Source organism: Bifidobacterium sp. ESL0690 (assembly GCF_029392315.1).
Taxonomy (GTDB): domain Bacteria; phylum Actinomycetota; class Actinomycetes; order Actinomycetales; family Bifidobacteriaceae; genus Bifidobacterium.
Genome location: NZ_CP113939.1, coordinates 2,255,071 through 2,281,724 on the forward strand (window position 1 = coordinate 2,255,071; position 26,654 = coordinate 2,281,724).

General features: G+C 58.8%; 13 protein-coding genes. 5 read left to right on the forward strand and 8 right to left on the reverse strand.

Annotation, left to right across the window (positions count from 1 at the left end):
• Window positions 1–101 precede the first annotated feature (101 nt).
• A complete protein-coding gene (locus OZX62_RS08860) occupies window positions 102–509 on the forward strand; it encodes a hypothetical protein (RefSeq protein WP_277175821.1) in 408 nt (135 codons plus the stop codon).
• Between the two features lie 107 nt (window positions 510–616).
• Window positions 617–1,126, forward strand: coding sequence for a hypothetical protein (locus tag OZX62_RS08865; RefSeq protein WP_277175822.1), 510 nt, complete (start codon window positions 617–619; stop codon window positions 1,124–1,126).
• Between the two features lie 30 nt (window positions 1,127–1,156).
• Here the strand turns inward: OZX62_RS08865 and OZX62_RS08870 are convergent, their stop codons facing one another.
• The 4 genes from OZX62_RS08870 to murA all read right to left on the reverse strand — a co-directional run bounded on the left by OZX62_RS08870 (window position 1,157) and on the right by murA (window position 6,988).
• Entirely contained in the window at window positions 1,157–1,930 is a 774-nt protein-coding gene (locus tag OZX62_RS08870) for a glutamine amidotransferase (RefSeq protein ID WP_277177090.1), read from the reverse strand.
• 41 nt (window positions 1,931–1,971) lie between these two features.
• The gene (locus tag OZX62_RS08875) at window positions 1,972–3,627 is read right to left on the reverse strand and encodes a Mur ligase family protein (RefSeq protein WP_277175823.1); all 1,656 of its coding nucleotides are present in this window, start codon (window positions 3,625–3,627) and stop codon (window positions 1,972–1,974) included.
• Entirely contained in the window at window positions 3,627–5,060 is a 1,434-nt protein-coding gene (dnaB, locus tag OZX62_RS08880) for a replicative DNA helicase (protein ID WP_277175824.1), read from the reverse strand. The genes OZX62_RS08875 and dnaB overlap by 1 nt, the downstream gene beginning before the upstream one ends.
• A gap of 602 nt (window positions 5,061–5,662) precedes the next feature.
• Window positions 5,663–6,988, reverse strand: a complete 1,326-nt coding sequence (gene murA, locus OZX62_RS08885) for a UDP-N-acetylglucosamine 1-carboxyvinyltransferase (protein WP_277175825.1) — start codon at window positions 6,986–6,988, stop codon at window positions 5,663–5,665.
• Window positions 6,989–7,473: 485 nt separating this feature from the next.
• On the opposite strand from murA, the gene OZX62_RS08890 reads away from it, so the two are divergent.
• Window positions 7,474–8,463, forward strand: a complete 990-nt coding sequence (locus OZX62_RS08890) for an NAD(P)-dependent alcohol dehydrogenase (RefSeq protein WP_277175826.1) — start codon at window positions 7,474–7,476, stop codon at window positions 8,461–8,463.
• 147 nt (window positions 8,464–8,610) lie between these two features.
• On the opposite strand, the gene leuD is transcribed toward OZX62_RS08890, so the two are convergent.
• A complete protein-coding gene (gene leuD / locus OZX62_RS08895) occupies window positions 8,611–9,294 on the reverse strand; it encodes a 3-isopropylmalate dehydratase small subunit (protein WP_277175827.1) in 684 nt (227 codons plus the stop codon).
• A 68-nt stretch (window positions 9,295–9,362) separates the two neighbouring features.
• Window positions 9,363–10,766, reverse strand: coding sequence for a 3-isopropylmalate dehydratase large subunit (gene leuC / locus OZX62_RS08900; RefSeq protein WP_277175828.1), 1,404 nt, complete (start codon window positions 10,764–10,766; stop codon window positions 9,363–9,365).
• Between the two features lie 170 nt (window positions 10,767–10,936).
• Here leuC and OZX62_RS08905 point away from each other — a divergent pair, with 170 nt between their 5' ends.
• Window positions 10,937–11,761, forward strand: coding sequence for an IclR family transcriptional regulator (locus OZX62_RS08905; protein ID WP_277175829.1), 825 nt, complete (start codon window positions 10,937–10,939; stop codon window positions 11,759–11,761).
• Between the two features lie 309 nt (window positions 11,762–12,070).
• On the opposite strand, the gene OZX62_RS08910 is transcribed toward OZX62_RS08905, so the two are convergent.
• Window positions 12,071–21,880 carry an InlB B-repeat-containing protein gene (locus OZX62_RS08910; protein WP_277175830.1) on the reverse strand — a complete coding sequence of 3,270 codons (9,810 nt, stop codon included), beginning with the start codon at window positions 21,878–21,880 and terminating at the stop codon, window positions 12,071–12,073.
• Window positions 21,881–22,549: 669 nt separating this feature from the next.
• On the opposite strand from OZX62_RS08910, the gene OZX62_RS08915 reads away from it, so the two are divergent.
• Complete coding sequence (locus tag OZX62_RS08915) at window positions 22,550–22,714, forward strand: hypothetical protein (RefSeq protein ID WP_277175831.1); 165 nt, start codon at window positions 22,550–22,552, stop codon at window positions 22,712–22,714.
• Window positions 22,715–23,683: 969 nt separating this feature from the next.
• Here the strand turns inward: OZX62_RS08915 and OZX62_RS08920 are convergent.
• Window positions 23,684–26,554, reverse strand: coding sequence for a BspA family leucine-rich repeat surface protein (locus tag OZX62_RS08920; protein WP_277175832.1), 2,871 nt, complete (start codon window positions 26,552–26,554; stop codon window positions 23,684–23,686).
• Window positions 26,555–26,654 lie beyond the last annotated feature (100 nt).

Here is a 26,654-nt window from a genome sequence, read left to right on the forward strand (position 1 = left end):
CCGCACCGAAACCAGCAACACAGGAAATAACCTACCCTGCAAACTTCATCAAACATTTTTTTAGTAAAGACGAACCCACAGCACAAACATATGTCCAGGGAATGAAAGATACCGTTCCGGAATATTACACAGACGTCTACGCCCACAAAAATGGAGACATCACCATCGTGGTCACCAAAAAGCAACTGTACAAGCTCATCAAAGAGAATGACGATGATATCAAGGCGTCAGAAAAGGACTTCCTCAGCAAAGGTAAGGACTACCGCTACCAAATCGGCAAGGACGGACGCACCATGGACCTCTGGCTCGACAAACACATCCCGGCCATGGGCGAGGCAGGCATGACCCTCGACCTCCCCCAGGATTATGCAACCAACTACTACCTTAAAGGCGGCAAGGGCGACTGGGACATGACCGTCACCTTCCACAACTGCCACACCGGACAGACCGTCTACCAATACCAGTGGAGCCAAGGCAGCAACTACACCATCGACCAATTCGGAGACTGAACCTTGCCCGTGTTAACTCACAAACTATCTGAAGAAAGACGAACCAGATGAGCACCGATGCCACAATCTTCAACGGAAACGTTACCCTAAGTCTGCCTGAAGGATTCATGAACCATGAATCGAAGGAAGAACAACCGCAGCTATCAAACAATCAGGCAGATAAATCGACGACGGGGCAGGGAAATCCCTCAAATGAAACCGACGAGTACAGCGCCGGCAAAGGCAAGCGGCTTTTCGACTATCAGAACGACCCAGACACCAGCATCGTAGGCGGCATATCAAAACGTGCCTGGGACGAGGAAAAACTGGAAGAACTTCTCAACCTCTACGCCAACACCCTATCGCGCAGCCTCCCGACCTTCGACAACGTAGCCATGGCCGCGCGGCCTAATCCGCATGACGGCAGCACTTTGGCGATGCTCCAATTCACGTACACCACCTCCGACAAGAACTGGTTCGCCAATCTCTTCGCCTTCCCCGTCGAAAGCCGAACTGCGATACTCTATATGACCTGCACTTACGACAACGCCTTCGTGCGTTCCGACCAGTTTATGGATATCGCCGAATCCATTACTTTCAACGAAGATGCAAGCACGAACGACGACAAACAGGAATGAAAACAGACGAACATTTTGTTGAGTACTAAATTAGCGAGGCCTTGAAATAGCGACGCGGCGGGCATTGGCGGCTAGGGCGTCGATATGGGCGAGTTCCGCCTTTTGCGACTCGGTCTGCTGCGGATGGAATTCGCCGTAGCGATGGGTGACGGCGGCACGGATGAGGAAGTCGGAGACCTCCGGATTCTTCGGGAGCAGCGGGCCGTGCATGTAGGTGCCGATGACATTGTGGATGCGGGCGCCTTCAGTGCCGTCTTTGCCGTTGTTACCCCAGCCCTCGTGGTCGACGTGGCCGAACGGTTGAACGCCATCGCGCAGGAAGGTCTGGCCGGAATGGTTTTCGTAGCCGATGACGTTGCCGAACTGGTCGGAATGTTCCAGAAGGTTACCGATCATACGGGTTTCGCGGCCTTCGGTGTAGACACCGAAAATGCCGATGCCGTCAAGTTTCGTGCCGTCGATGGTCTCGAAATACTCACCAAACAGCTGATACATGCCGCAGATCATGAGCATCGGCACGTCTTCTTCGGCCAATTTTCGCAGGATGTCCGCGCGCTTGAAGAAGTCTTCGGAAATCTTCTTCTGGCCGTTGTCCTGTCCGCCGCCGCCGAGAATCATATCGACGTGCTCCGGCCACGAGTCACCTTGGTTATAGGTGTGGATAACCGGCTCGTAGCCGTATAGCGCAAGCCGACGCTTGACGGCGAGCACGTTGCCCCAGTCACCGTAGATGTTCATATCCTTCGGGTAGATGGACATGACGTCAATCGGCCTGGCGGCTTGCGAAGGTTGTGAAGCTTGCATATTTGCGTTCTGGTTCTCGCTACGATTTTCGCCCATTGCGTTCACTTCCCCACTCCGGCGTCGGCGACTTTGGCGTATTTGCCAAGTTCCGAACGCACCTTGAGCATCGCGGTATACGTGCAATAGATATGTTTCGGCTTGCCGGGATTGGCAGTGACGAACTTGCGCACGGCCTCTTCGATGTTCGGGTCGGTTTGTACAACCTTGACTTCTTCATATTCCAAGCGCAAAGCCATGTCCCACGCGCGCACGCCCGAAACTATTTCAACGCCGGTGCCACGCAGCGAGGTGAAATCGACGTCCCAGAGCCAGCTCATATCGCGCCCATCGGCATATTCATCATTGATGACAATCATCGTGTCGTGACCCTCAGGGGCGAAACTTGCCAGCGACATCCTGAAGCCCATCGGGTTTTTGACCAGCAGCAGCTCGACCGGCGCGCCGTCAACCTTGATGACCTCACCACGCCCAAATGCCGGGGTGACATGGGAAAGCGCCCGCATCAGCCGTTCGTCGCGCGCCCTGGGCTGGGTGGTGTCGGCATTCTCGATCTGCTCGGTCACCGCACGAACCACGGCGAGCGCCGCAGCCGCGTTGAACAGGTTATAGACCCCTTCGAGCTGGACCTTGGTGTCGAATTCGGCGTCGTCCATCACGAATTCGGCCTCACGATCGCCCACGTGACTCAGCACCACGTCCGCAAAACGCTGCGATGCCAACGAATCCGCCATGGCCGCTGAAGCGGAAACGGTCTCGCGCGCATCGAGTTTGGGGATAATCCTGTTGCCTTCGGCATCGAATACATCGTGTGAGGTTGCGGCAGTTGCCGCCCCATCTTGCGAAGTTGCAGTACCAGCCTGGGAGTCAGACGCACTAGCTTGCGAGGTTGCTGGCCCATCAGCTTGCGACGCAGACGTAACAGCAGCGGCAGGCGCGACGGCACTGGCCAACGCCGTGTTGACTCCTTCCACTTTCGCAGCGGCTTTTTCGGCGGCCGACAAATCCCCGGCATGCATGTCGTCATCAGAGGGGAAAAGTTTGCGCAACTCGTCGGAAAGCCCGAAATACCGGACTTGCGTACCCTCCGGAACAACGGAAGCAAGCGCCGCAATCCGCCGGTCCTCACGGTTCAAGACCACGGTTCCGGTCGTCGCCTCGGCAACATGGCTCAAAAGCCGCGCGGTGTTGTCGATTTCCCCGAACCGGTCGAGCTGGTCGCGCATAACGTTCAAAAGCAAGGAATACCGCGGCTTGACCTGATGCACGAAATGCACCGCGTAGGCCTCATCAAGTTCCAGCACGGCAATGTCCGCGTCGAGCTTTCCGGAAGCCGAAACCTCGGTGAGCAGAGCCGAGACGACACCGCGCGTGAAGTTGGAGCCGGTAGGGTTGGTGAAGACCTTGAGGTCCAGATCCTTCAACATCGAGGCGATCATGCGGGTGGTTGTGGTCTTGCCGTTCGTGCCCGAAACCAGCACGACCCCGTAGCGCAACTGGCCGAGCGTGCGCGCCAGAAAATCGGGGTCTATCGTCTCGACGACCTTGCCTGGGAACGCGCTGCCGCCGTGATGCAGCAGGCGCGAAAGCCTGCGGACCGCCTTGCCGATGGTCGGGGTTGCGAACGCATTCCACGGCTTTCGGGGTGTTGAAGTTTGGGGTGTTGAGATTTGGAGTTTTGAAGTTGAAGTACCTTGCATCAGACCCCCTGGTTGTAATCCTGCGGCATATCGCGGAAGCGCGAATACTCGCCTTGGAAAGCGAGCGGATACGTTCCGGTTTTGCCGTTGCGGTGCTTGGCCAGGATGATGTCAGCCTCGCCGGGTCGGTCCTCTTCGTTGTAGAAGTCAGGACGATGAACGAGGAAGACGACGTCGGCGTCCTGCTCGATGGAGCCGGATTCACGCAGATCGGCGAGCTGAGGCTTCTTGTCATTACGCATCTCGGGGCCACGGTTGAGCTGTGAAAGCGCGACCACGGGCACCTCAAGTTCCTTGGCCAGCAGCTTCAGCGCACGCGAGAAGCCCGAGACCTCCTGCTGGCGGCTTTCCTCCTGCTTGCCCGAGCTCATGAGCTGCAGATAATCGATGATGACGAGTTTGAGGTCGTTGGTCTGCTTCAGACGACGACATTTTGCACGGATTTCCATCAGGCTCATGTTGGGACTGTCGTCGAGGAAGAGCGGCGCGTTCTGCATGGCCGTCCAGAAGTCGTTCAGCGTGTTCCAGCGTTCCGGGGTCAGACTGTCGTTGTCCGCGCGGCGCAGGGCGACCAATGGGATGCCGGTTTCGGCGGAAATGATACGTTGCGCCAGCTCGGTTTTGCTCATCTCGAGCGAGAAGATGACGGTGGTCAGGTTGTTGTGCAGCGCAGCCGAACGTGCGAAATCCACTCCCAACGTGGACTTGCCCATCGCCGGGCGGCCCGCGACAACGATCATCTGGCCGGGTTGCAGGCCTTGCGTTTCGTCGTCGATGCCCTTGAAGCCTGTCGGCACGCCCTTTTCGATGGTTCCGTTTTGCAGGGCGTCAAGCTGGTCGAGCGCGTCGTGAACCACCGGGCCGATGGCCTCGTAATCCTGCCGCACCTTGCCCACGCTCATTTCATAGACCTCGGACTGGGCCAGATTCACCACATCCTCGGCCTGCGAGCCTTCCGCGGAATAGCCGAGCTGGGCGATTTTCGTACCAGCGGCGATGACGTTGCGCAAGATCGCGCGCTGGTGGACGATTTCAGCGTAATACGTTGCGTTGGCGGCCGTCGGGACCGCTGCCACCAGGCTATGCAGGTAATCGACGCCGCCCACCTTTTCGAGGTTTCCGTCTTTGAGCAACGCGTTGGCGACGAGCACGGCGTCCACCGGCTCGGAGGCGGAGAACAGGGTGATGATCGCCTCGTAGATGGTCTGGTGCTTGGGCTGGTAGAAATCGGAGACGTCGATCATCTGCGAGACCTCGCCGATGGCGTCCTTGCTCATCAGCATCCCCCCCAACACGGCCATCTCCGCGTCGTCGTCATGCGGCGGCACACGGTCGAAAAGCGTCGTATTGTTCGCCGAAGTGTCACTGTCGAACTTGCCTGAATTAAAGTCGCCGCCCGACCGCGTTGAGTCCCAAGAATTTCCGTCTGCCATGCCGTCAAGCTTAACCAAACTACCGTAAAAAGTCAGCGTTTCGGCCCCGCTTCCTCCCAAAGCTCTACAACACTGCAAAATGCGTTTTTCCCGCACTCCCCACACATTTATGCCGGAAAAGTCGCATTTAGAACTTCTAAATAGGTTGTTTCCCGCATGAATGTGTGTGGAGTGCGGGAAAAGTCCTATTTTCAGTAATCATCATTCGTCACATTATCAAAGCGCCATCGAAATTGCGGATGTCCTTTTCTACAGCCCTCACATGGCGACACGCACGGATTGTTATCTGTGGATAAGAAAATATGTTATCCACATTTTGGGCGTGTCACTGGGGACAATGCACAAAGTTATCCACACCATGGGGATAACTCTGTGTACAAGATGGGGACAGAGACTCCTTCGTCAGTTTGCGATTTGCGTAATACTCTATTTTGTGATACGAGATTCATTTTTCGAAATGATGCTCATCGAACACTTTCTCACCGCCATTTTAGAGACAGATTTATCTTATTTTGTCTCAAAATTTCTGTCGAACATAGAAAAATCTCCCCACTGGAATATCCAGCGAGGAGATTGCAAACGGTCAGGAAGCGCGCCTAGCTTCAGTCGAAATCGGCGCCGAGGGCGGCGAGCTTGCCACGGAAGTCGGCGTAGCCACGATCAATCAAGCTGATGCCCTGTACGTTCGACGGGCCGTTGGCCGCGAGCGCCGCGATAAGGTGGCTGAAGCCGCCACGCAGGTCCGGCACGTCGATGTCGCGGCCTTCGAGCGGGGTGGGCCCGAAGATGACGGCGGAATGCTTGTAGTTGCGCTGCTGGAAGCGGCACGGCAGGCTGCCGAGGCATTCACGGTACAGCTGGATGGTCGCGCCCATCTGCACCAGCGGCTTGGTGAAGCCGAAACGGTTCTCGTAGACCGTCTCGTGCACGATTGACAGGCCATTGGCCTGCGTCAGCGCGACGACGAGCGGCTGCTGCCAGTCGGTCATGAAGCCGGGGTGCACATCGGTTTCAATGGCCACGGGCTTCAAATCCCCGCCCGGATGCCAGAAACGGATGCCTTCGTCGGTGACATCAAACTCGCCGCCGATCTTGCGATAAACGTTCAAGAAGGTCATCATCTCGGGCTGCGTGGCGCCCTTGACGAAGATGTCGCCGTGGGTCGCAAGCGCAGCGGAGGCCCAGGAAGCGGCCTCGATGCGGTCGGTCAGTGCGGTGTGAGTGAAGCCCTTGAGTTCCTTGACACCCTCGATACGGAAGGTGCGATCGACATCGACGGAAATGATCGCGCCCATCTTCTGCAACACGGCGACCAAATCCATAATCTCAGGCTCGGTGGCGGCACCGGAAAGCTCCGTCTTGCCCTCGGCCTGAACCGCAGCCAGAAGCGTCTGCTCGGTCGCGCCTACCGACGGATACGGAAGGTGAATCTTCGCGCCGTGCAAGCCGTCGGGAGCGGTGATATGGATGCCGTCGTGGTGTTCCTTGTCAACGTTGGCGCCGAGCTTGCGCAACGTCTCCAAATGGAAGTCAATCGGGCGGCCACCGATATTGCAGCCGCCGAGCTGCGGGATGAACGCCTCGCCCAAACGGTGCAGGAGCGGGCCGGAGAAAAGAATCGGGATGCGCGATGAGCCCGAAAGCGTGTCCACATCGGCCACGTCGGCCAGCTGGACGTTGGTCGCGTCAATGCGCAGCGTGCCCTTGGCATCGTCCCAATCGACGGTCGCGCCGTGCAGACGCAGGAGGTCGGAGACCACGTGGACGTCGCGAATCTCGGGGACGTTTTTGAGCATGGAGACGCCGGGCGCGAGCAGAGCGGCCACCATGGCCTTGCTCACGAAATTCTTGGCGCCGCGCACCTTGATGGTACCGTTGAGCGGCTTTCCGCCTTCGACGTGCAGGACGTCATCTGTAGTATCTGCCAAAATCAACCTCTTTCGTCGGCCCTCTACTAAGCGAGCTTACTACTACATAGTGTGCCACAGTGGTTGTGGTGGCTCGGTGAAGCTCGGCCCAAAATGCGCCTGAGGCCGAACGGACTTTTCTGTTTTGTATGGTTTCAGCGCTTAAAACGTTGCAAAACCGCCATTTAGCACCGATATTCAGACATTATTATTACTGTCTCGTTATTTGCGATAAGTTTACGGCAAATAAAAAATATTGAGCCGAATTTGCAAAGTTGACACTGTCGGAAATCCAAAAGAGGCGGCGGATCTTAGAATCGTCAAGCATGACTTCCCACTTTGACCGTTTCTGTGTGCAACCGATTATTTCTTCGCCTAAGGGGTCAGAGATTCGGGATACGATAAAGTTCAATCCATAATAATCAAAGCCTAAACTCAAACCGACATAGGCCATAATGGGACCCGACACCGATTGCGCCGGGACAATATCAATGAAAGGACATTACATGAAAGGCATCGTCTATACACAATTCGGAGCACCCAAAGAAGCACTGGAAGTCAAGGAAATCGACAAACCAGCGATTGCGGACAATCAGGTGCTGGTGCGCGTCAAAGCCTCGTCGCTGAACCTCGCCGATTATATGCGCTTCATCGAGCCGGTGATGGGTAAAGAGATGAACCCGATGATGCGCAACATGGACGAGAACGTCATCCACGCGCTGGGCAAGGTGCTGGGCGTCGACGTTGCCGGCGTGGTCGAGGAGGTCGGCAGTAAAGTAGCCGACGTAAAGCCGGGTGATGAGGTGTTTGGCGCCACCCCAATGCTTATCGGCGCTTGGGCGGAATATGCGGCGCTCAACGACGGCGACCTTTACCTGAAGCCTGAAAACCTGAGCTTCGAGGAAGCGGCCACGTTGCCCGCCGCCGCGCAGGTCGCGTTGAGCGAGGTGCGTCTGGCTGATGTGAAGCCGGGGCAAAGCGTGCTTATCAATGGCGCTACCGGCGGTGTCGGGCTGTTCACGCTACAGGTCGCCAAGGCGTTCGGTGCCAAGGTGACCGCAGTGTGCAGCACTCACAATGTCGATCTGGTGAAGAAATTCGGCGCCGACAAGGTCATCGATTACACCAAGGAAGATTTCACCAAGTCGACCGACCGCTACGATTGCATTCTCGCGGTCAACGGCTACGCGACGCTGGAACAATATCGTGACCTGCTTAAAGACGGCGGCGTCTACATTCCCGTCGGCGGCATGCAGCAGTCAGGCGAGGCCCACCAGCGCGGCAAGGAATGCTTCGAAGGCACTGGCAAATCGTTGCGCAGCATCGGGTTTGCGCAGATGAAGAAGGAATATCCTTATATTAAGGAACTCGCCGAAAGCAAGGCCATCACGCCGGTGATCGACAAGACCTTCGCCATCACCGACATCGCCGATGCCATCACGTTCGCGGTCAACCACCACCCGCAGGGCAAGATTGCGCTGAGCTTCAATTTCTAGCGATTAATACGTTTAAACGCTAGACATACCGGCGCTGAGTACGCCCGAACGCGGGTACTTCCAAACGCCAAACGTAACCGAACGTAATTGAGCCGCTATCCCGAATGTATTGGGATAGCGGCTCAACTTTTATATCCGAATTGGAATCTATTTCAATCCCAGTGGACCACTCCACGTACTGTCATCAACCGGACGAGCGGACTTGACCTGCTGCTCGGGAGCATGCTTGGCGGGGAGAGTCTTGGGCTTGAACGGGAAGCGCTGGGCGCGCATCTTTTCGTAGTCGGCGATGGCGTCCTCGTGCTGCAGCGTCAAATCGATGTCGTCGTAGCCGTTCATCAGACGCCAGCGCGTGTAATCGTTGACCTCGAAGGGCAGGGTGACGTCGCCGCAGGTCACGGTGCGTTCCTTCAGGTCGACGGTCATATCGCGGCCGGGTTCCTCTTCCAAGAGCTTCCACAGCAGCTCAACGCTTTCCTGCGGCATGATGGCGGCCAGCACGCCGTTCTTGGCGGTGTTGCCGTAGAAGATGTCCGCGAAACGCGGGCTGATGATGACGCGGAACCCGTAGTCGCGCAGCGCCCAAACGGCGTGTTCACGCGACGAACCGATGCCGAAATCAGGGCCGGCGACCAAAATCTTGCCCTTGTTCTGGTATTCGGGCTTGTTCAGGATGAAATCCGGGTCGCGTCGCCACGCGTAAAACAGCGCGTCCTCGAAGCCGGTCTTGGTGACGCGCTTCAAAAAGACGGCCGGAATAATCTGGTCGGTGTCGACGTTCGAGCGCCGAAGCGGAACGCCGACGCCGGTGACCTGCGTAAGTTTCTCCATAATCGATAAACCTTCTAAAAGTTAAAAACGAATTGTTCCTATTACGGACGAGTAAATCGTCGAGAGCCTCACAGGTCAGCGGGGCTGGAAATCGTGCCGCGAATGGCGGTAGCGGCGGCGACCAGCGGCGAAGCCAAGTGCGTGCGCCCGCCCTTGCCCTGGCGACCTTCGAAGTTGCGGTTCGAAGTCGAAACCGAACGTTCACCAGGAACGAGCTTGTCCGGGTTCATCCCGAGGCACATCGAGCAGCCGGCGTTACGCCATTCCGCGCCGAAGTCCTTGAAGATCTTGTCAAGCCCTTCGTCCTCGGCCTGCAGGCGAGCACGAGACGAGGCCGGCACGACCAGCACACGGTGGATGGAATCGGCCTTGTGATGGCCCTTCATCACCGATGCGGCGGCACGAAGATCCTCAATGCGGCCGTTGGTGCAGGAGCCAATGAAGACGGTGTCCACCGGAATCGACTTGATCGGCGTTCCAGGCTTGAGGCCCATGTAGTCCAGCGCGGACTGCGTGGCCTGACGCTGCTCGGCGTCGGCGATATCAGCCGGATCGGGAACGTCAGCGGAAATCGGCGCGCCTTGGCCGGGGTTGGTACCCCAGGTGACGTAAGGCGAAAGGTCAGCCGCGTTGATGGTGACTTCCTTGTCGAATTTCGCGTCGTCGTCGGTTTTGAGCGTCTTCCAATAGGCCACGGCCTTGTCCCACATCTCGCCGGTCGGAGCGTACGGGCGGCCCTTCAGGTACTCGAAAGTGGTCTCGTCGGGGGCGATCATGCCAGCGCGGGCACCGGCCTCGATGGACATATTGCAGATAGTCATGCGCGCGTCCATGGAAAGCGAACGAATCGCGGAACCGCGGTATTCGATGACGTGGCCCTGCCCGCCGCCGATACCGATCTTGGCAATGATGGCCAGGATGATGTCCTTGGCCGTGACGCCTTCGGGCAGCTCGCCTTCGACGTTGACGGCCATGGTCTTGAACGGCTTCAACGACAAGGTCTGTGTAGCCATCACGTGCTCGACCTCGCTGGTGCCGATGCCGAACGCCAGCGCCCCGAACGCGCCGTGCGTGGAAGTATGCGAATCGCCGCAGACGATGGTCATGCCCGGCTGCGTCAAGCCGAGATTCGGCGCGAAGGCATGGACGATGCCCTGGTCGGCGTCGCCAAGCGGATGCAGCAGCACCCCGAATTCTTTGCAGTTCTTCTCCAACGTGCTCAGCTGTTTGGCGGAGGTTTCGTCCGGATTCGGCTTGTCGATGTCGACCGTAGGCGTGTTGTGGTCTTCGGTGGCGATGAGCAGGTCAGTGTGGCGCGGCTTGCGCCCGGCCAGTCGCAGGCCCTCGAACGCCTGCGGACTAGTGACCTCGTGCATGAGCATGAGGTCGATATAGATCAGGTCCGGTGCACCGTCTTTGCCCTGGTACACCAGGTGATCGGCCCAGACTTTTTCAGCCAATGTGCTTGCCATACGACCTCCTATCGTTGGTTTTGGAGCCGCCTCTCCGTCAATACTTCAGCCACGCGGATTTTTATGGTGATGTGCATTTCCGAGTATCGGCGTTTGTCAACAATATGGACATCTTTGTTCCATATCGTGAGATGAATGAAATGATAGACCCCACTGTATAATATTCATATATGGACTCACTATCAAAGGATCCCCAAGCGGCGCGGGCCTCACGCGCGCCCCAAGCAACCGGCAATGCTGCCCAAAATTCGAATCGCGCCCCTATTCATGACGAGATTCATTCCGGGGTCGGGGTCCTCGATAAGACAGTCAAGATTCTTGAGGCCCTCGAAAGCGGGCCGTCCACTCTAGGTCAACTCGTCGCAGCCACAGGCCTTGCGCGGCCTACCGCACATCGTCTGGCCATTGCGCTGGAACGTCATCGTTTCGTTTTGCGTGACCAACATGGCCGCTTCATTCTGGGCTCGCGTTTCGCCGAACTGGCCACCGCCGCCGGCGAAGACCGACTGCTGACCGCCGCCGGACCGATTCTTCAGACACTTCTCGACCGCACCGGCGAATCCGCACAGATCTATCGCCGTCAAGGCGACCAGCGTGTCTGCATCGCTGCCGTCGAGCGCGCCAGCGGACTACATGATTCCATCCCGGTCGGCGCCATGCTTTCCATGCAGGCCGGCAGCGCCGCGCAAATACTCGTCGCCTGGGAGGATTCCGAGCGTTTGCATCAGGGCCTGCGTCACGCCAAATTCACGACTTCCACGCTGGCAACCGTCCGTCGCCGCGGCTGGGCCGATTCGGTCAACGAACGCGAGGAAGGCGTCTGCTCGGTCTCAGCGCCGATCCGCAACTCCTCGGGCCAGGTCATCGCCGCCATCTCCATTTCCGGCCCTTCCGGCCGCATGGGTCCCTCCCCCGGTCGCCGCTATGCCCCGTACGTTATGGCCGGCGGCAAATACCTGACCGACGCCCTGATGAAGGCCAGCGCCGGCCGGTAACCAACATATAGACCATATATATACATAAAATCCGTGTGACCACATGTTATGATCACACGGATTTTTACATATCAATTCTTCGGTCAACCGATAAAACACCGAAAATATGGCTCGGCAACGGCAACCGATTCGGGTCTTCCCTCTCGATGCCAGCGTAAGAATAAAGAAAGCCGGGCACTGTCTTCGGGAATACAAGGGGCAGAACCCCGATTCCTTCAGACAATGCCCGGCCCTAGAAGAGCCGGCAGGATGCAGCTGCCAGCTGAGGCCGCGCCTAGGTTGGGTGTGTGGGGCGCGGCCAGTATTTAATTACTCGCCACGGCGACGCCTGCAAATAATCTGCAGACCGAGCGCCATGATCATGGCGGACACCATCAGGCCCATCGGCACCGCAACTGCCGAGCCGGTGGTCGCCACGACCTTCGGCTTCGGCCGAGACGCGAGCCACTTTTGGCCCTCAGGCGTAGCAAGCCAAGCATAACCCTCTGGAGTCTTCAGCCAATCCTGTCCTGCCGGCGTATTCAGCCAAGCAAGACCCGGAGCCGAAGAGACCCAAATCTGACCCGGTTTCGTGCCCAGCCACTGGTGGCCGCCAGGCGTAGCGAGCCATGCACTGCCATTCGGGGTGTTAAGCCAGCTATGGCCTTGTGGCGTCTGGAGCCAGGCGTGGCCCGGATCGCTGGAGACCCACTGATGACCCTGAGGAGTGCTGAGCCAATGCTGACCCTCTTGCGATGGCAGCCACTGGTGGCCCTCGGGCGTTTCAAGCCAGCCGGAGCTCGGCGGAGTCGTCACCACAGGATTACTCGGGGCCGGAGGCGCAATCTTCGTCCACTGCGCCACCACGGTGACGTTGCCGGAGATAGTCGCATTCGGGTCATACGGCACCAGGCTGCGCAGCATGCTCTCCACGAACCAGCCGTCGAAACGGTAGCCGGTACGGGTCGGCGTAGGCAGCTGTCCGAACTTGTCACCCTCGGCGACGATACGCGGAGCAATTGCACTACCGCCCTCGACGTCGAACGTGATGGTCAGCTGCGCCTTCCAGACCGGACGGATCGTGATGTCGTGCGCAGGAATCGTGGTGCCCGTTGAATGGACACCGGCGAACGTGAACGCGTTCCAATCCGTGCCGTTGGTGGAATACTCCCAGCCGCGAGGCAGGAAGCCGGTCTTGGTGTACCCGCCGGCAGGCTCGGCCAAGGTCGAACCGTAGTCGTGCGGGGACGCGCCGGGCATGGCCGCCCAGCTGCCGCCGTCGACATCGTACGTCACGTTGTATTGGTCGAGCGCGAAGGTCGGACGGATAGTGATATCCGAAGCCGGGATCGTGGTCGTGCCGAACGTGAAGGCCTGCCAGCCGCCGGACGTGGTCTTGTACTCCCAGCCGCTTTGGTGCTTGTGCGCCGGAGCAGCAAGGTCGACGGTGCCGGGGGCCGAAGCAATGACGGAACCATAGTCGTGGCGCGACACCCCAGGCATCGAGCCCCACGACGTGGCGCCGTTGAGCTGGTAGCCCACACGGTACTGGTCGAGCGCGAAGGTCGGGCGGATGATGATATCATGCGCCGGCATCGCGGTGGATCCGAACGTGTAGTCGGCCCAGCTTGCGCCGTTGTCCTGCGAATACTCCCACGCGGCATGGTGCTTATGCGCCGGGGCCGTAAGGCCTGTGGTGACAGGAGCCGTCGCGATGGTGGAGCCGTAGTCGTGCAGGGTGGTGCCGCCGGGCATGGAAGCCCATGTGCCGTCGCCTTGCTGATAGCTGACACGGTACTGGTCGAAGACCACACGCGGGCGGATCGTGATGGCATAATCCGGAAGCGTCGTGGAAGCGAACGTGTACCTGGCCCAGTCGCCGCTGCCGCCGGTCCTGCGATACTCCCAGCCGTCCTGGTGCTTATGCGCCGGGAAGCTGATACCCGCAGTGTTCGGGGCCGTTGCGATGGTCGAACCGTAGTCATAGGCGGTCGGAGTCGTCGGCATCAAGGACCAAGTGGCTTGGCCGGCCGCATACGACACGTTGTATTGATCCCAGTCCCAGTGCGGACGAATCGTGATGGCATGGTCGGGAACGGTCGTGGCGGAACCGCCGGTGCCGAACTCAAACGCAACCCATGTGTCGCTGCTGCCAGTCTTGCGATACTCCCAGCCGGAGTGATGCTTGTGCGACGGAGCGGTCATGCCCGTAGTGTTCGGTTCACTGGAGATCGTCGAACCGTAGTCGTGCGCGACCGGAGTCGATGGCATCACAGCCCACGTGCCGCCGCCGTTCTCGTAGCTCACGTTGAACTTGTCGAAGACGATGCGCGGACGAATCGTGATGTCGTAGGCCGGAAGCGTGGTCGAACCGAACGTATACGTCGCCCATGGATTACTGCTGCCAGCCTTGCGGAACTGCCAACCGTCCTGGCGCTTATGCGCCGGAGCGGTCAGGTCGCCGACACCGGGAGCCATGGAGATCGTGGAACCGTAGTTATACGCAGTGGTGCCGAGCGGGATCGACGTCCATGAAGTGGCATCGCCGAGCTCATAGCCCACGTTGAACTGGTCCAAGACCACATGCGGACGAATCGTGATGTCGTAGGCCGGAAGCGTGGTCGAACCGAACGTATACGTTGCCCACTCATCGCTGCTGCCCGTCTTGCGGAACTGCCAGCCGTCCTGATGCTTGTGCGCCGGGAAGCTGATACCCGCAGTGCTCGGGGCGTTCGGGATGACGGAACCGTAGTCGTAGGCGGTCGTGCTTCCGGGCACGCCGGACCACGTGGCTTCGCCGGTCTCGTAACCGACGTTGAACTGGTCGGAAACCACGTGCGGACGAATCGTGATGGCATGATCCGGGATCGTGGTGGCCGAACCGCCGGTGCCGAACTTGAACGTCACCCACGGAGCGCTGCTGGCGGCTTCGCGATACTCCCAGCCATCCTGGTGCTTGTGCGCCGGGAAGCTGATGCCGGAAGTCGACGGGGCGGAAGCGATGGTCGAACCATAGTCATGCGCGGTCGTACCCGTCGGCACGCCGGACCAAGTCGCCTCGCCGGCTTCGTAACCGACATCGAACTGGTCCATGACCCACTTCGGGCGAATCGTGATGTTGTGGTCGGGAAGCGTGGTCGAACCGAACGTATACGTCGCCCAGTCGTCACTGCTGCCCGTCTCGCGATACTCCCAGCCGGACTGATGCTTGTGGCTCGGGGCCACGATACCCGCAACAGACGGAGCATTCGGGATGGTGGAACCATAGTCATAGGCTGTGGTGCCGCTAGGCATCAGGCTCCATGTCGCGCCAGCGCCGGCCTCGTAGGAGACGTCGAACTGGTCGGTCACCCAATGCGGTCGAATCGTGATGTTGTGCGCCGGAATCGTCGTGGCGGAGCCGCCGGTACCGAACGTGAACGTCGTCCACGGGGCGCTGCTGCCGGTCTCGCGGTACTCCCAGCCGTCACGATGCTTGTGGCTCGGGGCCGTGATGCCCGAAACAGACGGGGCGTTCGCAATGGTGGAACCGTAGTCATACGCGGTCGTGCCCGTAGGCCTGCCTGGCCACGTCGCACCGTCGCCGGACTCGTAACCAACCGCATACTGGTCGGTCACCCAATGCGGACGAATCGTGATATCGTGCGCCGGAAGCGTGGTGGTGCCGAACGTGTACTTCGCCCATTCGTCACTGCTGCCGGTCTTGCGGAACTCCCAACCATCCTGGTGCTTGTTCGCCGGGTTGGTCAGGTCGCCGGTGCCGGGGGCCAACGAAATCTTCGAACCGTAGTCATACGGGCTCACGGCGGGGATGGAAAGCCAGCTTGCGCCGTCTCCCGCCTCGTAAGAGACCTGGTACTGGTCCCACTGCACGTGAGGCCGGATGGTGATGGCATGGTTCGGGATCGTGGTCACGCCGAACGTGAACGTCGTCCACGAGGCGCTGCTGCCGGTCTCGCGGTACTCCCAGCCGTTCCAGTTCTTGTGCGCCGGGACGGTCAGGTCGCCGGTGGGCGGGGCCGAGGCGATGACGGAACCATAGTCGTGCTGCGTCGTGGTGGACGGCACACCGGGCCATGTCGCGTCACCGGTCTCGTAGGACACGCCGTACTTGTTGAACACCCACTTCGGACGAATCGTGATGTTGTAGTTCGGAATCGTGGTGGCCGAGCCGCCCGTGCCGAACGTGAAGTCGGTCCATGCGGCGCTGCTGCCGGCGCGATGGTACTCCCAGCCGTCCTGACGCTTGTGCGTCGGGGCGACGATACCGGAGGTCGACGGAGGCGTCGGGATAGTGGAACCATAGTCGTACGGGGTCGTACCCGTTGGCATGGTGGACCATGTCGCGCCGTCACCGGCCTCATAGTTGACCCGGTACTGGTTGGCAACCCACTTCGGGCGAATCGTGATGTCCGAATCGGGCATCGTGGTGGAGCCGAACGTATAGTCCTGCCAGCCGCCGGACGAAGCGCGGTATTGCCAGCCGTCCTGATGCATATTGGTCGGGGCGGTCAAGTCACCGGTAGGAGGCGCGGACACGATGACGGAACCGTAATCGTGCAGGGTCGTGCCCGTAGGCATTGAGCCCCACGAGGCACCCGTACCCGCTTCATAACCCACGCGGTACTGATCGAAGACCACATGCGGACGAATCGTGATGGCGTAGTCCGGGATCTGAGTCGAACCGAACGTGAACGTCGCCCATGTGTCATTGCTGCCGGTCGCACGGTACTCCCAGCCGTCCTGATGCTTATGCGCCGGGAAGCTGATGCCCGTCGTGTTCGGTGCGGACGGGATGGTCGCACCGTAGTCATACTGCGTCGGGGTCGGCGGCACGGAAGCCCATGCGGCTTCGCCCTGCTCGTAGGAAACGGGGAACTTGTCGGCAACCCACTTCGGGCGAATCGTAATGTCCGAATCAGGCATCGTGGTGGAGCCGAACGTATAGCTCTGCCAGCCGCCGGAGGAAGCACGATACTCCCAGCCGTCCTGGTGCTTGTGCGCCGGAGCGACGATACCGGAGGTCAGCGGGGCCGACGCGATGATGGAGCCATAGTCGTGCAGAGTCGTGCCCGTCGGCATCGTGGCCCACGAGGCACCCGTACCCGATTCATAACCCACGCGGTACTGGTCGAAAGCCACATGCGGACGAATCGTGATGTTGTAATCCGGAATCGTGGTGACGCCGAACGTGAACGCGTTCCAGCTGCCGCTGCCGCCGGTTTCGCGATACTCCCAGCCGTTCCAGTTCTTGTGCGCCGGAACAGTGAGACCAGTGGTAGGCGGAGCCGAGGCGATGGTGGAACCATAGTCGTGCTGCGTGGTGCCAGTCGGCACGGAAGACCATGTCGCGTCGCCGCTGGAATAGCTCACGGTGAACTGGTCGATGACGACGTGCGGGCGAATCGTGATGGCATGGTCCGGAATCGTGGTGGCCGAGCCGCCGGTGCCGAACGTGAACGTCGCCCACGGGGCCATGCTGCCGGTCTCGCGATACTGCCAGCCATCCTGATGATGATGCGCCGGGAAGGTGATGCCCGTCGTGTTCGGGGCGGATGCGATGGTCGAACCATAGTCGTGGCCCGCAGTCGCAGGCGTGGAAGCCCACGTCGCGTCGCCTTGCTCATACGACACGTTGTACTTCACCCAGATCCAATGCGGGCGAATCGTGATGTCATAATCCGGAAGCGTGGTGGCGCCGAACGTATATGTCACCCAGTCATCGCTGCTGCCCGTCTTGCGGTACTCCCAGCCGGACTGCTGCTTGTGCGAAGGCGCGTTCAGGTCGCCCGTGCCAGGCACGGAACCGATGGTGGAGCCGTAATCATACGCGGTCGTGCCCGGCGGCATGGAACCCCATGTCGCGCCGGAGCCGGCCTCATAGGAAACGTCGTGCTGATCGGAGACCACGCGCGGACGAATCGTGATGTTGTGGTCCGGAAGCGTGGTCGAGCCGAAGGTATACTTCGCCCACGGGGCGCTGCTGCCGGTCTCGCGATATTCCCAGCCGTCACGGTGCTTGTGCGCCGGAACCGTCAGGTCGCCGGTGCCTGGAGCGTTGGTGATGGTTGAGCCGTAGTCGTACGCGGTCGCGGTCGGCGGCACGCCAGGCCAGCTGGCGTCGCCCGTCTCGTAGGACACGTTGTACTGGTCCCACGCGAACGTCGGACGGATCAGGATGTCATGCGCCGGCACCGGGGTGGTGCCAAACGTGAACGAATCCCAGTTCGCGCCGTTGTCCTGCGAATACTGCCAGGCCTTCGCGTGCTTGTGCTGCGGGGCCATCAGATCCGAGGTGCCCGGAACGGTCAGCTGCGAATGGTAATCGTAGCGCGTGGCCGCGGGCATGCCGGCCCACGAGGTCGCCTCGCCGCGCTGGTAGGTCACCGTGTATTGGTCAAAGACCACATGCGGGCGAATCGTGATGTTGTGCGCCGGAATCGTGGTGGCGGAACCGCCCGTACCGAAGGTGAACGTGGTCCACGAGTCGCTGCTGCCGGTCTCTCGGAACTCCCAACCGTCCTGGTGCTTATGCGCCGGGAAACTGATGCCCGTGGTGTTCGGGGCAGACGCGATGGTCGAGCCATAGTCGTGAGCGGTCGTACCCGTTGGCACGCCGGACCACGTGGCCTCGCCGGCCTCGTACTTGACGTCATAGGAATTCCACACCACGTGCGGACGAATCGTGATGGCATAATCCGGAATCGTGGTGGCCGAGCCACCAGTGCCGAACGTGAACGTGGTCCACGCGGCCATGCTGCCGGTCTCACGGAACTCCCAACCGTCCTGGCGCTTGTTCGCCGGGAAAGTGATGCCCATGGTCGAAGGCGCAGACGCGATGGTCGAGCCATAGTCGTACGCCGTCGAACCCGTAGGCACGCCGGACCACGTGGCCTCGCCTTGCTCGTAGGAGACGTCGAACTGGTCCATAACCCACTTCGGACGAATCGTGATGTTGTGCGCGGGAAGTGTGGTGGCGCCAAAGATATACGTTTCCCAGCTGGCGCTGCTGCCGGTCTCGCGATACTCCCAGCCGGACTGGTGCTTGTGCGTCGGCTTGGTCAGGTCACCCGTGCCAGGCGCGCTGGGAATGGTCGAACCGTAATCATAGGAAGTCGTACCCGTCGGCATGGAACCCCATGTCGCGCCGGGGCCCGCCTCATACGACACGTCGTACTGGTCGGAAAGCACGCGAGGACGGATGGTGATGGGATGGTCCGGGATCGTGGTGGCCGAGCCGCCCGTGCCGAACGTGAACTTCACCCAGCTGTCGCTGCTGCCGGTCTTGCGATACTCCCAACCGTCACGATGCTTGTGCGCCGGAATGGTCAGGTCGCCGGTTGCCGGCGGATTGGCGATGGTTGAGCCATAGTCATACTGCGTCGCGGTCGGCGGCACGCTCGGCCAATTAGCATCGCCGGTCTCGTAGGAAACAGCGTACTGGTCGAACACCCACTTCGGGCGAATCGTGATGTTGTGGTCGGGAAGCGTGGTCGAACCGAACGTATACGTATCCCATTCGCCGCTGCCGCCGGTCTCGCGATACTCCCAGCCGTTACGATGCTTGTGGCTCGGAGCAGTGATGCCCGTGATGTTCGGCTCGTTCGCAATGGTGGAGCCGTAATCGTAAGAGGTGGTGCCGGAAGGCATCAAGGCCCAGGTGCCGCCGCCGTCCTCGTAGCGCACCTGGTACTTGTCATAGACCACATGCGGGCGAATCGTGATATCGTGCGCCGGAATCGTGGTGGCGGAACCGCCCGTACCGAACGTGAACGTGTCCCAGGTGCCGGAGCCGTCGGTTTCGCGGTATTCCCAACCGTCCTGGTGCTTGTGCGTCGGGAAGGTGATGCCCGTGGTGTTCGGGGCCGTAGCGATGGTCGAACCATAGTCGTGCGAGGTCGTACCCGAAGGCACGGAACCCCACATGGCTTCGCCGGCCTCGTACTTGACGTCATAGGAATCCCACACCACGTGCGGGCGGATTGTGATGGGGTAAGCCGGAAGGGTGGTGCTGCCGAAGGTATACGTTACCCATTCGTCGCTGCTGCCGGTCTTGCGATACTGCCAGCCATCCTGATGCTTGTGCGCCGGGAAGCTGATGCCCGTGGTCGCAGGAGCGTTGGCGATGGTCGAACCGTAATCATACGGCGCTGGAGCGGGCACAGGAGCCCACGTGGCCTCGCCCTGCTCATAGGAAACGTTGAACTGGTCCATGACCCACTTCGGGCGGATCGTGATGTTCGAGGCGGGAATCTCCGTGCCGGTGCCAAGGGCGCCGAACGTGAACGTCTGCCAGCCGCCGGTCGAGGCCTTATACTCCCAGCCGTCGCGATGCTTGTGCGCCGGGGCCGTCATACCCGTCGTCGGGGGCTCCGTCGGAATCGTCGAACCATAGTCGTACGCCGTCGAACCCGAAGGCATCGAAGACCACGAAGCACCATCGCCGGTCGCATAGCTCACGTTATATTGATCGGTCACCCACTTCGGACGAACCGTAATGTCATAAGCCGGCACATGCGTCACACCGAACTTGAACTCCAGCCAAGGATCAGTGGAGGGGGCACCCGTCTTGCGATACTCCCAGCCACTCGTAGCCGTATCCTGATGCTTGTTGCTCGGAGGCGCGAAATCGGTCAGGCTCGGCTGGGACACCATGTCATCTTCATCCACACGAACAGGAGAAGCGGGCATGTCCGACCACGAGCCGCCATTCTTGTCATAGGTCACGTGGCGCGGGATAGCCTCCCAAGTCGGCCGGATGGTGATGGCGTAATCCGGCATGTGGGTCGAGCCGAACGTGAACGCCGCCCAATTATCAGTGCTATCGGTCTTCCGATATTGCCAGCCGCTGCGCTGCTTGTGCACCGGGGCCTTCAGATGCGAGAGATTCGACGGCTCGGAGATCATAGCGTCATACGCCGTGGAGACCGCACCCTGCGGCGTGCCGTTCCACGTGCCGCCGTTCAGATCGAACGTGACATCGTAATGGGCCGGAACCCACGAGGCATACAACGTCAAAGGCGTCGCGCTGCTGCATGCGGTACCGAAATCATAAACCGGACCTGTCGAGCTACCCGTATGCCAGGCCTCGAACATGTAATGGGTCTTGGTCGGGTTCGCCGGGGCATGCGCAGTACCGCCCCACGGCACCTCCTGGTCCGGCACGATGCTACCGCCCTGCGAATCAAAGCGTACCGTCGGATGACCAGTGACATGCGTCACCGAGTTGCCCACGACTATGCCGGAGGGCAAGACACCCGCAATCGGCACAGTATCGGCGAAGCTGAACTGAGGACCAGTGGTGCCGGTAGGCCAGCGCACCACATGGGCGGCGGAATCGTACACGCCGCCGTAGCTGATGTTGGTCGGGGTGACATACGAGCCGTCGGCGTTCTTCACGTCCGCCGTCGACAACGTCACATACTGTCCGTCATCGTAAGCCGCCTCACGGCGCACCTGCTGGCTGACAGAAAAATAAGAAAGGGACAGGCCCCCCAACGGGGAGAAATCGGTGACACCCGCCCGGTGTATGACAAGCGTCCGCAGGTTCGACAGGCCCGACAGGCCCGACAAATCGGTGAAGGACGCGTCACGGTTGTCGTTCGTGTCCAACGACTGCAGGTTGTGCATATAACGGATGTTCCCAAGATCATCGATCGGCCCGTTATGGAGACTGAGGCTGGTGATGCTGTCCAGCATCTGCTGGGTAACTACAGCAAAAATATTAGGACCAGCGGCACCATGAGAGTTAACATATTGTGGCGGTCTTAATGAATAAGCAACGGCATTCACCACCGAACCTGCGCTATCGCCATAGGTATCGGTGAAGCACTGTAGGAACGTGCTCGTACCGGGCGTGCAAACGCTCTGCGGGCCGACAACCATACCACCACCGCGCGGCTGCAAGCCGCCCTTCGCGGAAACACCACTCTTGCCTTGCTTGGCAGATTTCGAAGATTCAGCAGTCTTCTGCCCCTTCTGCGACTGTTGAGACTGGGCCGATTGCGACTGTTCAGGCGACGCTGCCTGACCCTGCTCGGGTGAAGTAGATTGTTGGGATTGCGTTTGCTCGGAGGCCTGTCCGCTCTCGGGCTCGACCGCTGTCGCCGTGCCGGGCAGCACCATCGCCACACCCGCCACAAGGCAAACTAGAGCCCTAAACGCACCCCCCCCCCGCGATGCGAGGCAAAGTCACGCAAACCGCGCAACCACTTTGTAAAACAAGACATCATCCTTCTTCTCCCTGTACCAGTAGGAACACCCGCACCGCAAACCACCCCGACGCGGAACTACACTTCAGACACGCAAAACTGTAACACGACCACGACACGAGCACCGCATTTCTGCCCAATTAACAAAACACAATTTCCTTTTTCAAACGTTTAATACGACTCTTCGGATTTTTATATTCAGACAATAATCATTGATTTGCAAAACAACAGCAGCACCGTTCCCCGGACCGTCTATCTCACCCCGGACGCCTTGCATTGCAATACTTCAACCACCCACGCCACATCTTCCCACTCACTACCCCACCATCCGACTGTCTTCCACCAACCTGCCCATGTATAACGTTTTAAGAAAATTCCGAAAATTTTTTTCGAAAAATTCCCCGACAAAATAATTAGACACGCCGAACACCCAAAACGTGGGCTATAGGCAAAATACGAGATTTTATCCCCGTCGACTTCCATGTCTGAAGTAAAACGTAGCCTGAAATGAAATCAGAGAAGATAGCAGGGAGAGAAGGCGATGACTGCCATTCCGGAATATTGCACTTACTTAAATGTTCTGGTTTGACCAACAACAATGAACAAGACGAGCGGCAGTAGAATCGCCCCGAGCCTCAACAAGGTCATAGATCCCAATAACCTGAAAGACCCCGAGATGCGAAAGGCTTACGAGGACGCTGTAAAAATGGTGAGCGGGAAGCACAAGCTCTCCGCATTGTTATTCCGCAAGAAAAACGCCTGAATAACAGGATATCAAGCAAAGCAGCTCTTTCAATTCCGCCGGGGCTTCGACCTGCAAAATGCTCGAATGGCGTATAGTGGTTTCTGAGGCCTCGGGATGGTCGTTCCGCAGTCCTCCGCGTGTGGCCCTCGCGTTAAACGAAGCTGACGCCCGATACGATTGGCGTTGAGGTTGAAAAGCCTCAGAACGTATCAGACCCCGTGCCAGCGGGATTAATGATAATTCAATTAATTTATTGGCTTCATGCATTCTTTCAGGGATGCGATTGGTCGTTCGCAGGCGACAGAAAAGGGCTAGTAGGGGTTCGGATCTTCGGATTCGGGCCCCTACTTTTGTGTTATAGAACCTGCTCTATGAGGTCAGATACCGCCACATACCTGCGGCGCAATACTCGTGCGCAGGTTGCGCGGTTCCCCGTCATCCGATATGCTGAGGCTATGCCTGCCTTCGAGGAGGTACGGAAGTGGAAGCCGGATGTCCCTGCGTTGGCGTGGGGCCCGGCTTCCGCGCGATTTACAGGTCATTTAGGTTACTGGCCTATAACCCCCACTTATCTGAGCAGCCAGTCCTTGGCGGTGCACACGTTTACTCCGTTGGACGTGTAGCTGGACTCGACACGCGAGACGACCCACTGATGATCCTGCGAAACCCCTAAATCGCCGGCAATTTTGCGGACATGCTTCGCGAAACGATCATGATAGGTTTGGCCGGATTTAATTTCAACCAAATTCTAGAACATATAATCGAATCTGATAATTTATATCATTGTTTTCCCATAATCCGTAAGTAAGGAATACCATAATCCGAAAGTAGGAAATACCATAACTTACTAGTAGACAGCGCGATGGCGCTTTATCAAGCCATTTTCAGACATAAAAATAGTGGCCGCTCAACTCGAAATCGTATTCGGGCGGGCAGCCACTACTGGCTAGATACTATCGGCTGGCGAACTTTCGAGCGTCGAACCGATCAGCGCTGCTGCGCGTGCTGGGAAGTAGCCACCTTCGACTCTTGCGAATGCTCGCTGCGGTAGTACTGGACCGCGAGTATAGCAGTGGCGACGATGAATACCAAGGCCACGATGATCCACCAGTTGAACTGCGTCTTGGGCGCGCTGGAAGTCTCGGGCGCGAACTGGTGCACCGAGCAACGCGGCAGACCCATCGACGAAGCAGGCTCAAGCCAACCGCTCAGGGTGACGTAATTGCCCGTATCCGTCTTGCAGACGTACTTGCCGGAATCCTTCTTCTTGGGTTCCTTGACGGTGTCGTTGCCGGTGGCGCCGGAATTGTTCTGACTGCTGTCAGGCTTAGCGCCAAGCACGGGCGCGGGAGCAATCACGGGACGCTGGACCACAATCCGGTTCACCGTCGTTTGCGGTTGCGCTGCGGGCTGCGCGGCAGGAGCACCGTTTGCGGCGTTGCCGTTATTGCCGCTGGTCTGGACCGGCTGGTTCGACGAAGCCGCGTTGCTGTTGCTCTGCTGGCTGTTATTACCGGACTGGCCGGACTGGCCGTTGTTGCCAGGCTTCTCCACCGGCTTCTCAACCACCTTCGCAGGCTTGTCAAGACCGGTGAACGCATCAAGCAACTTGGCTTGAGCGTCATTGACGTTCTGTTGCGTGGCATCTGCATCGCCCATCACGGCTTTGGCATCACTCAACGCCCGAACCAACGGCTTCCAGGAAGCAGCAGTGTAATCGCTCTGATGCGCAGCCGAAGCCTTGCCGATCAGCACACCCAAACTGCTCTTGTCGGCTTTCAACACGAGCCCGTCGATGGCCTTCTTCAACGCGGTCTGCGCAGCGTTGACGTCACCGCGCGTCGCGTTTGCATTGGCATTGACCGTGTTCGCACTGACTATGGCATTGACCAGAGCGGTCCACGTGGATGGACGGTAATCGGCCTGGTGCTTGGCATTGGCCATATCAAGCAGCGTAGTGAGGCCCAGTTTGTTGGGCAGAACTTCAAGGCCGCTGTGGCCGGACTGCAAAGCACTCAAGGCCTTATCAACCTCGCTCTGGTTGCCACTGCCATCGAGCACGGCATTCGCAGCATCCAGCGCCTTCTTGAAGGTGGTCCAGGTTGCCGGCGTGTAATCGGCCTGAACCAGCTTGGCGTCCTGGACGATCTCGTCGTTCAGAGCACTGGCGTCGCGGACCAGCGTCCACGCAGAGGTGACGCTCGTATCATTCTCAGCCGGAGTCACGGAATCGCCCGCGGCATACGATGTATTGGTTGCGGCATCCTTCCAGCCGGCAAACGTGTAATCATGTGAAGCATGGCCGCCATTGGCGTAACGAAGATTGGTAGGTCCGGCAGGCAACGCCATCGGCGCGAAACGCTCTACCAACTTGGAAGTGCCGTCGCTCTGCGGAACGTTCGCAGAATAACCGCGACTACGCAAGGTCGAATTGCTGCCGTCGACCTTGTACTTGTCGCTCGGAGCCGTCACTTTCGCATTGATATCGCGGTAATTCTCCCAAACGTAGGTCACTGCCGGAATCGGGGTGCGCGAAAAGATGTTGATGGCCTTCACCAAATCGGCTGCGGAATTATATTCATTGTCTTTCAGGGCGTCATTGCTGGCAACAGGCGCGTCAACGACCTTGACCCACTTGCCGGTATAGCCGTTTTTTTCAAGACCATTATTCGCTTCGGGAAGGCCATTGACCTGAAGGGACTTGTACTGCCCGGGATAGGGATCAGGTGTGCCCCTCACTCCAATCGTCAATTTCTGGAGTCCGGATGGAAGAGCCACTCCCTGCTGCCCTTGTACGTTGACCGTGTCCCAACCGGACAGGTCCAAAGAGGTAAATCCGGTTCCGGTAAAGATCTGACCCATATTCGTTACCTTGCAGGTGTTGAGTTTTTCCAGACCTTTGACGGAATTCAGTCCCTTCGCGTCAGTGAACATGGATTGCATATTGGTCACATGAGAGGTATCGAAGCTCGAAAGATCCAACGATTGCGCGGCGACGTGGTCAAACATGAAACTTGTGTTGGTCAAAGCCGGGGTGCTGAAATGATCCAGGCCGACAATGGAGGTCAGGAACCCATCGTACAGGAACATCGAACCCATCGAGGTGACTTTCTGAGTGTCGAAGCTGGAGACATCCAAGGTTCTGTATCTTGAACCATAGAACATCGCACCCATGTCGGTGACATTCTGGGTATGGAAATCGGTCAGGCCCTTGATCGTGGTCAGCTGCATGTTGTTGTTGGTGGCGAACATGCTGTTCATATTGGTCACGTTCGAGGTGTCGAAACCGGAGACATCCAACGACGTCATCGCGTAATCGGACGAGAACATGCTGTTCATATTGGTCACTGCGGATGTATCGACGGCGCCGTTGGAGGCGAAGGTCTTGAACCCGCCGCTGTTGCTATATCCGTGGAAATACTGCGCCGCGGTGTTGTTCAGCTTGGTCTTGTTCGGGCCCTGAAAGACGATGTGGTCCACCGTTGGATCGACCTGGTGCATCGTCACCCCATAGATCGTCCTGACGGAAATGACGTCGCTGCTGTTGGGCATGGCGTTGTTGCCGGAAGCGTCCGCCGTGATGGTCAGCGTGCATTCGCCGTTGCTGTCGACCGTCTTTCTCCAGCCGGCAAACCCGTTCTGCGCCGGAGCCGAGCCGAGGCATCCCCCACGGGTGCGCAGGCCTGAAGGCTGAGACGCGGGACCTCGCGTCGAGTCGGACGCGCTTTTGCTTTGACCAGCATCAAGATTGATATAACCGGATTCACCGGCAGAGGCGACAACCGGTGCCGCCAACAGCGCTACGGCAACAAGTAAACCGATTGCCGTATTTTTCTTCTTCTTTAAATTATCTTTCACAATTCCCCCTAGTTTTGTGAAATGCATCATAAACCAACAATGCACGTTGCAATGCTAGGAAATTCAGACAAAAAATTCAAGCCAACCGATTCTTACCCGT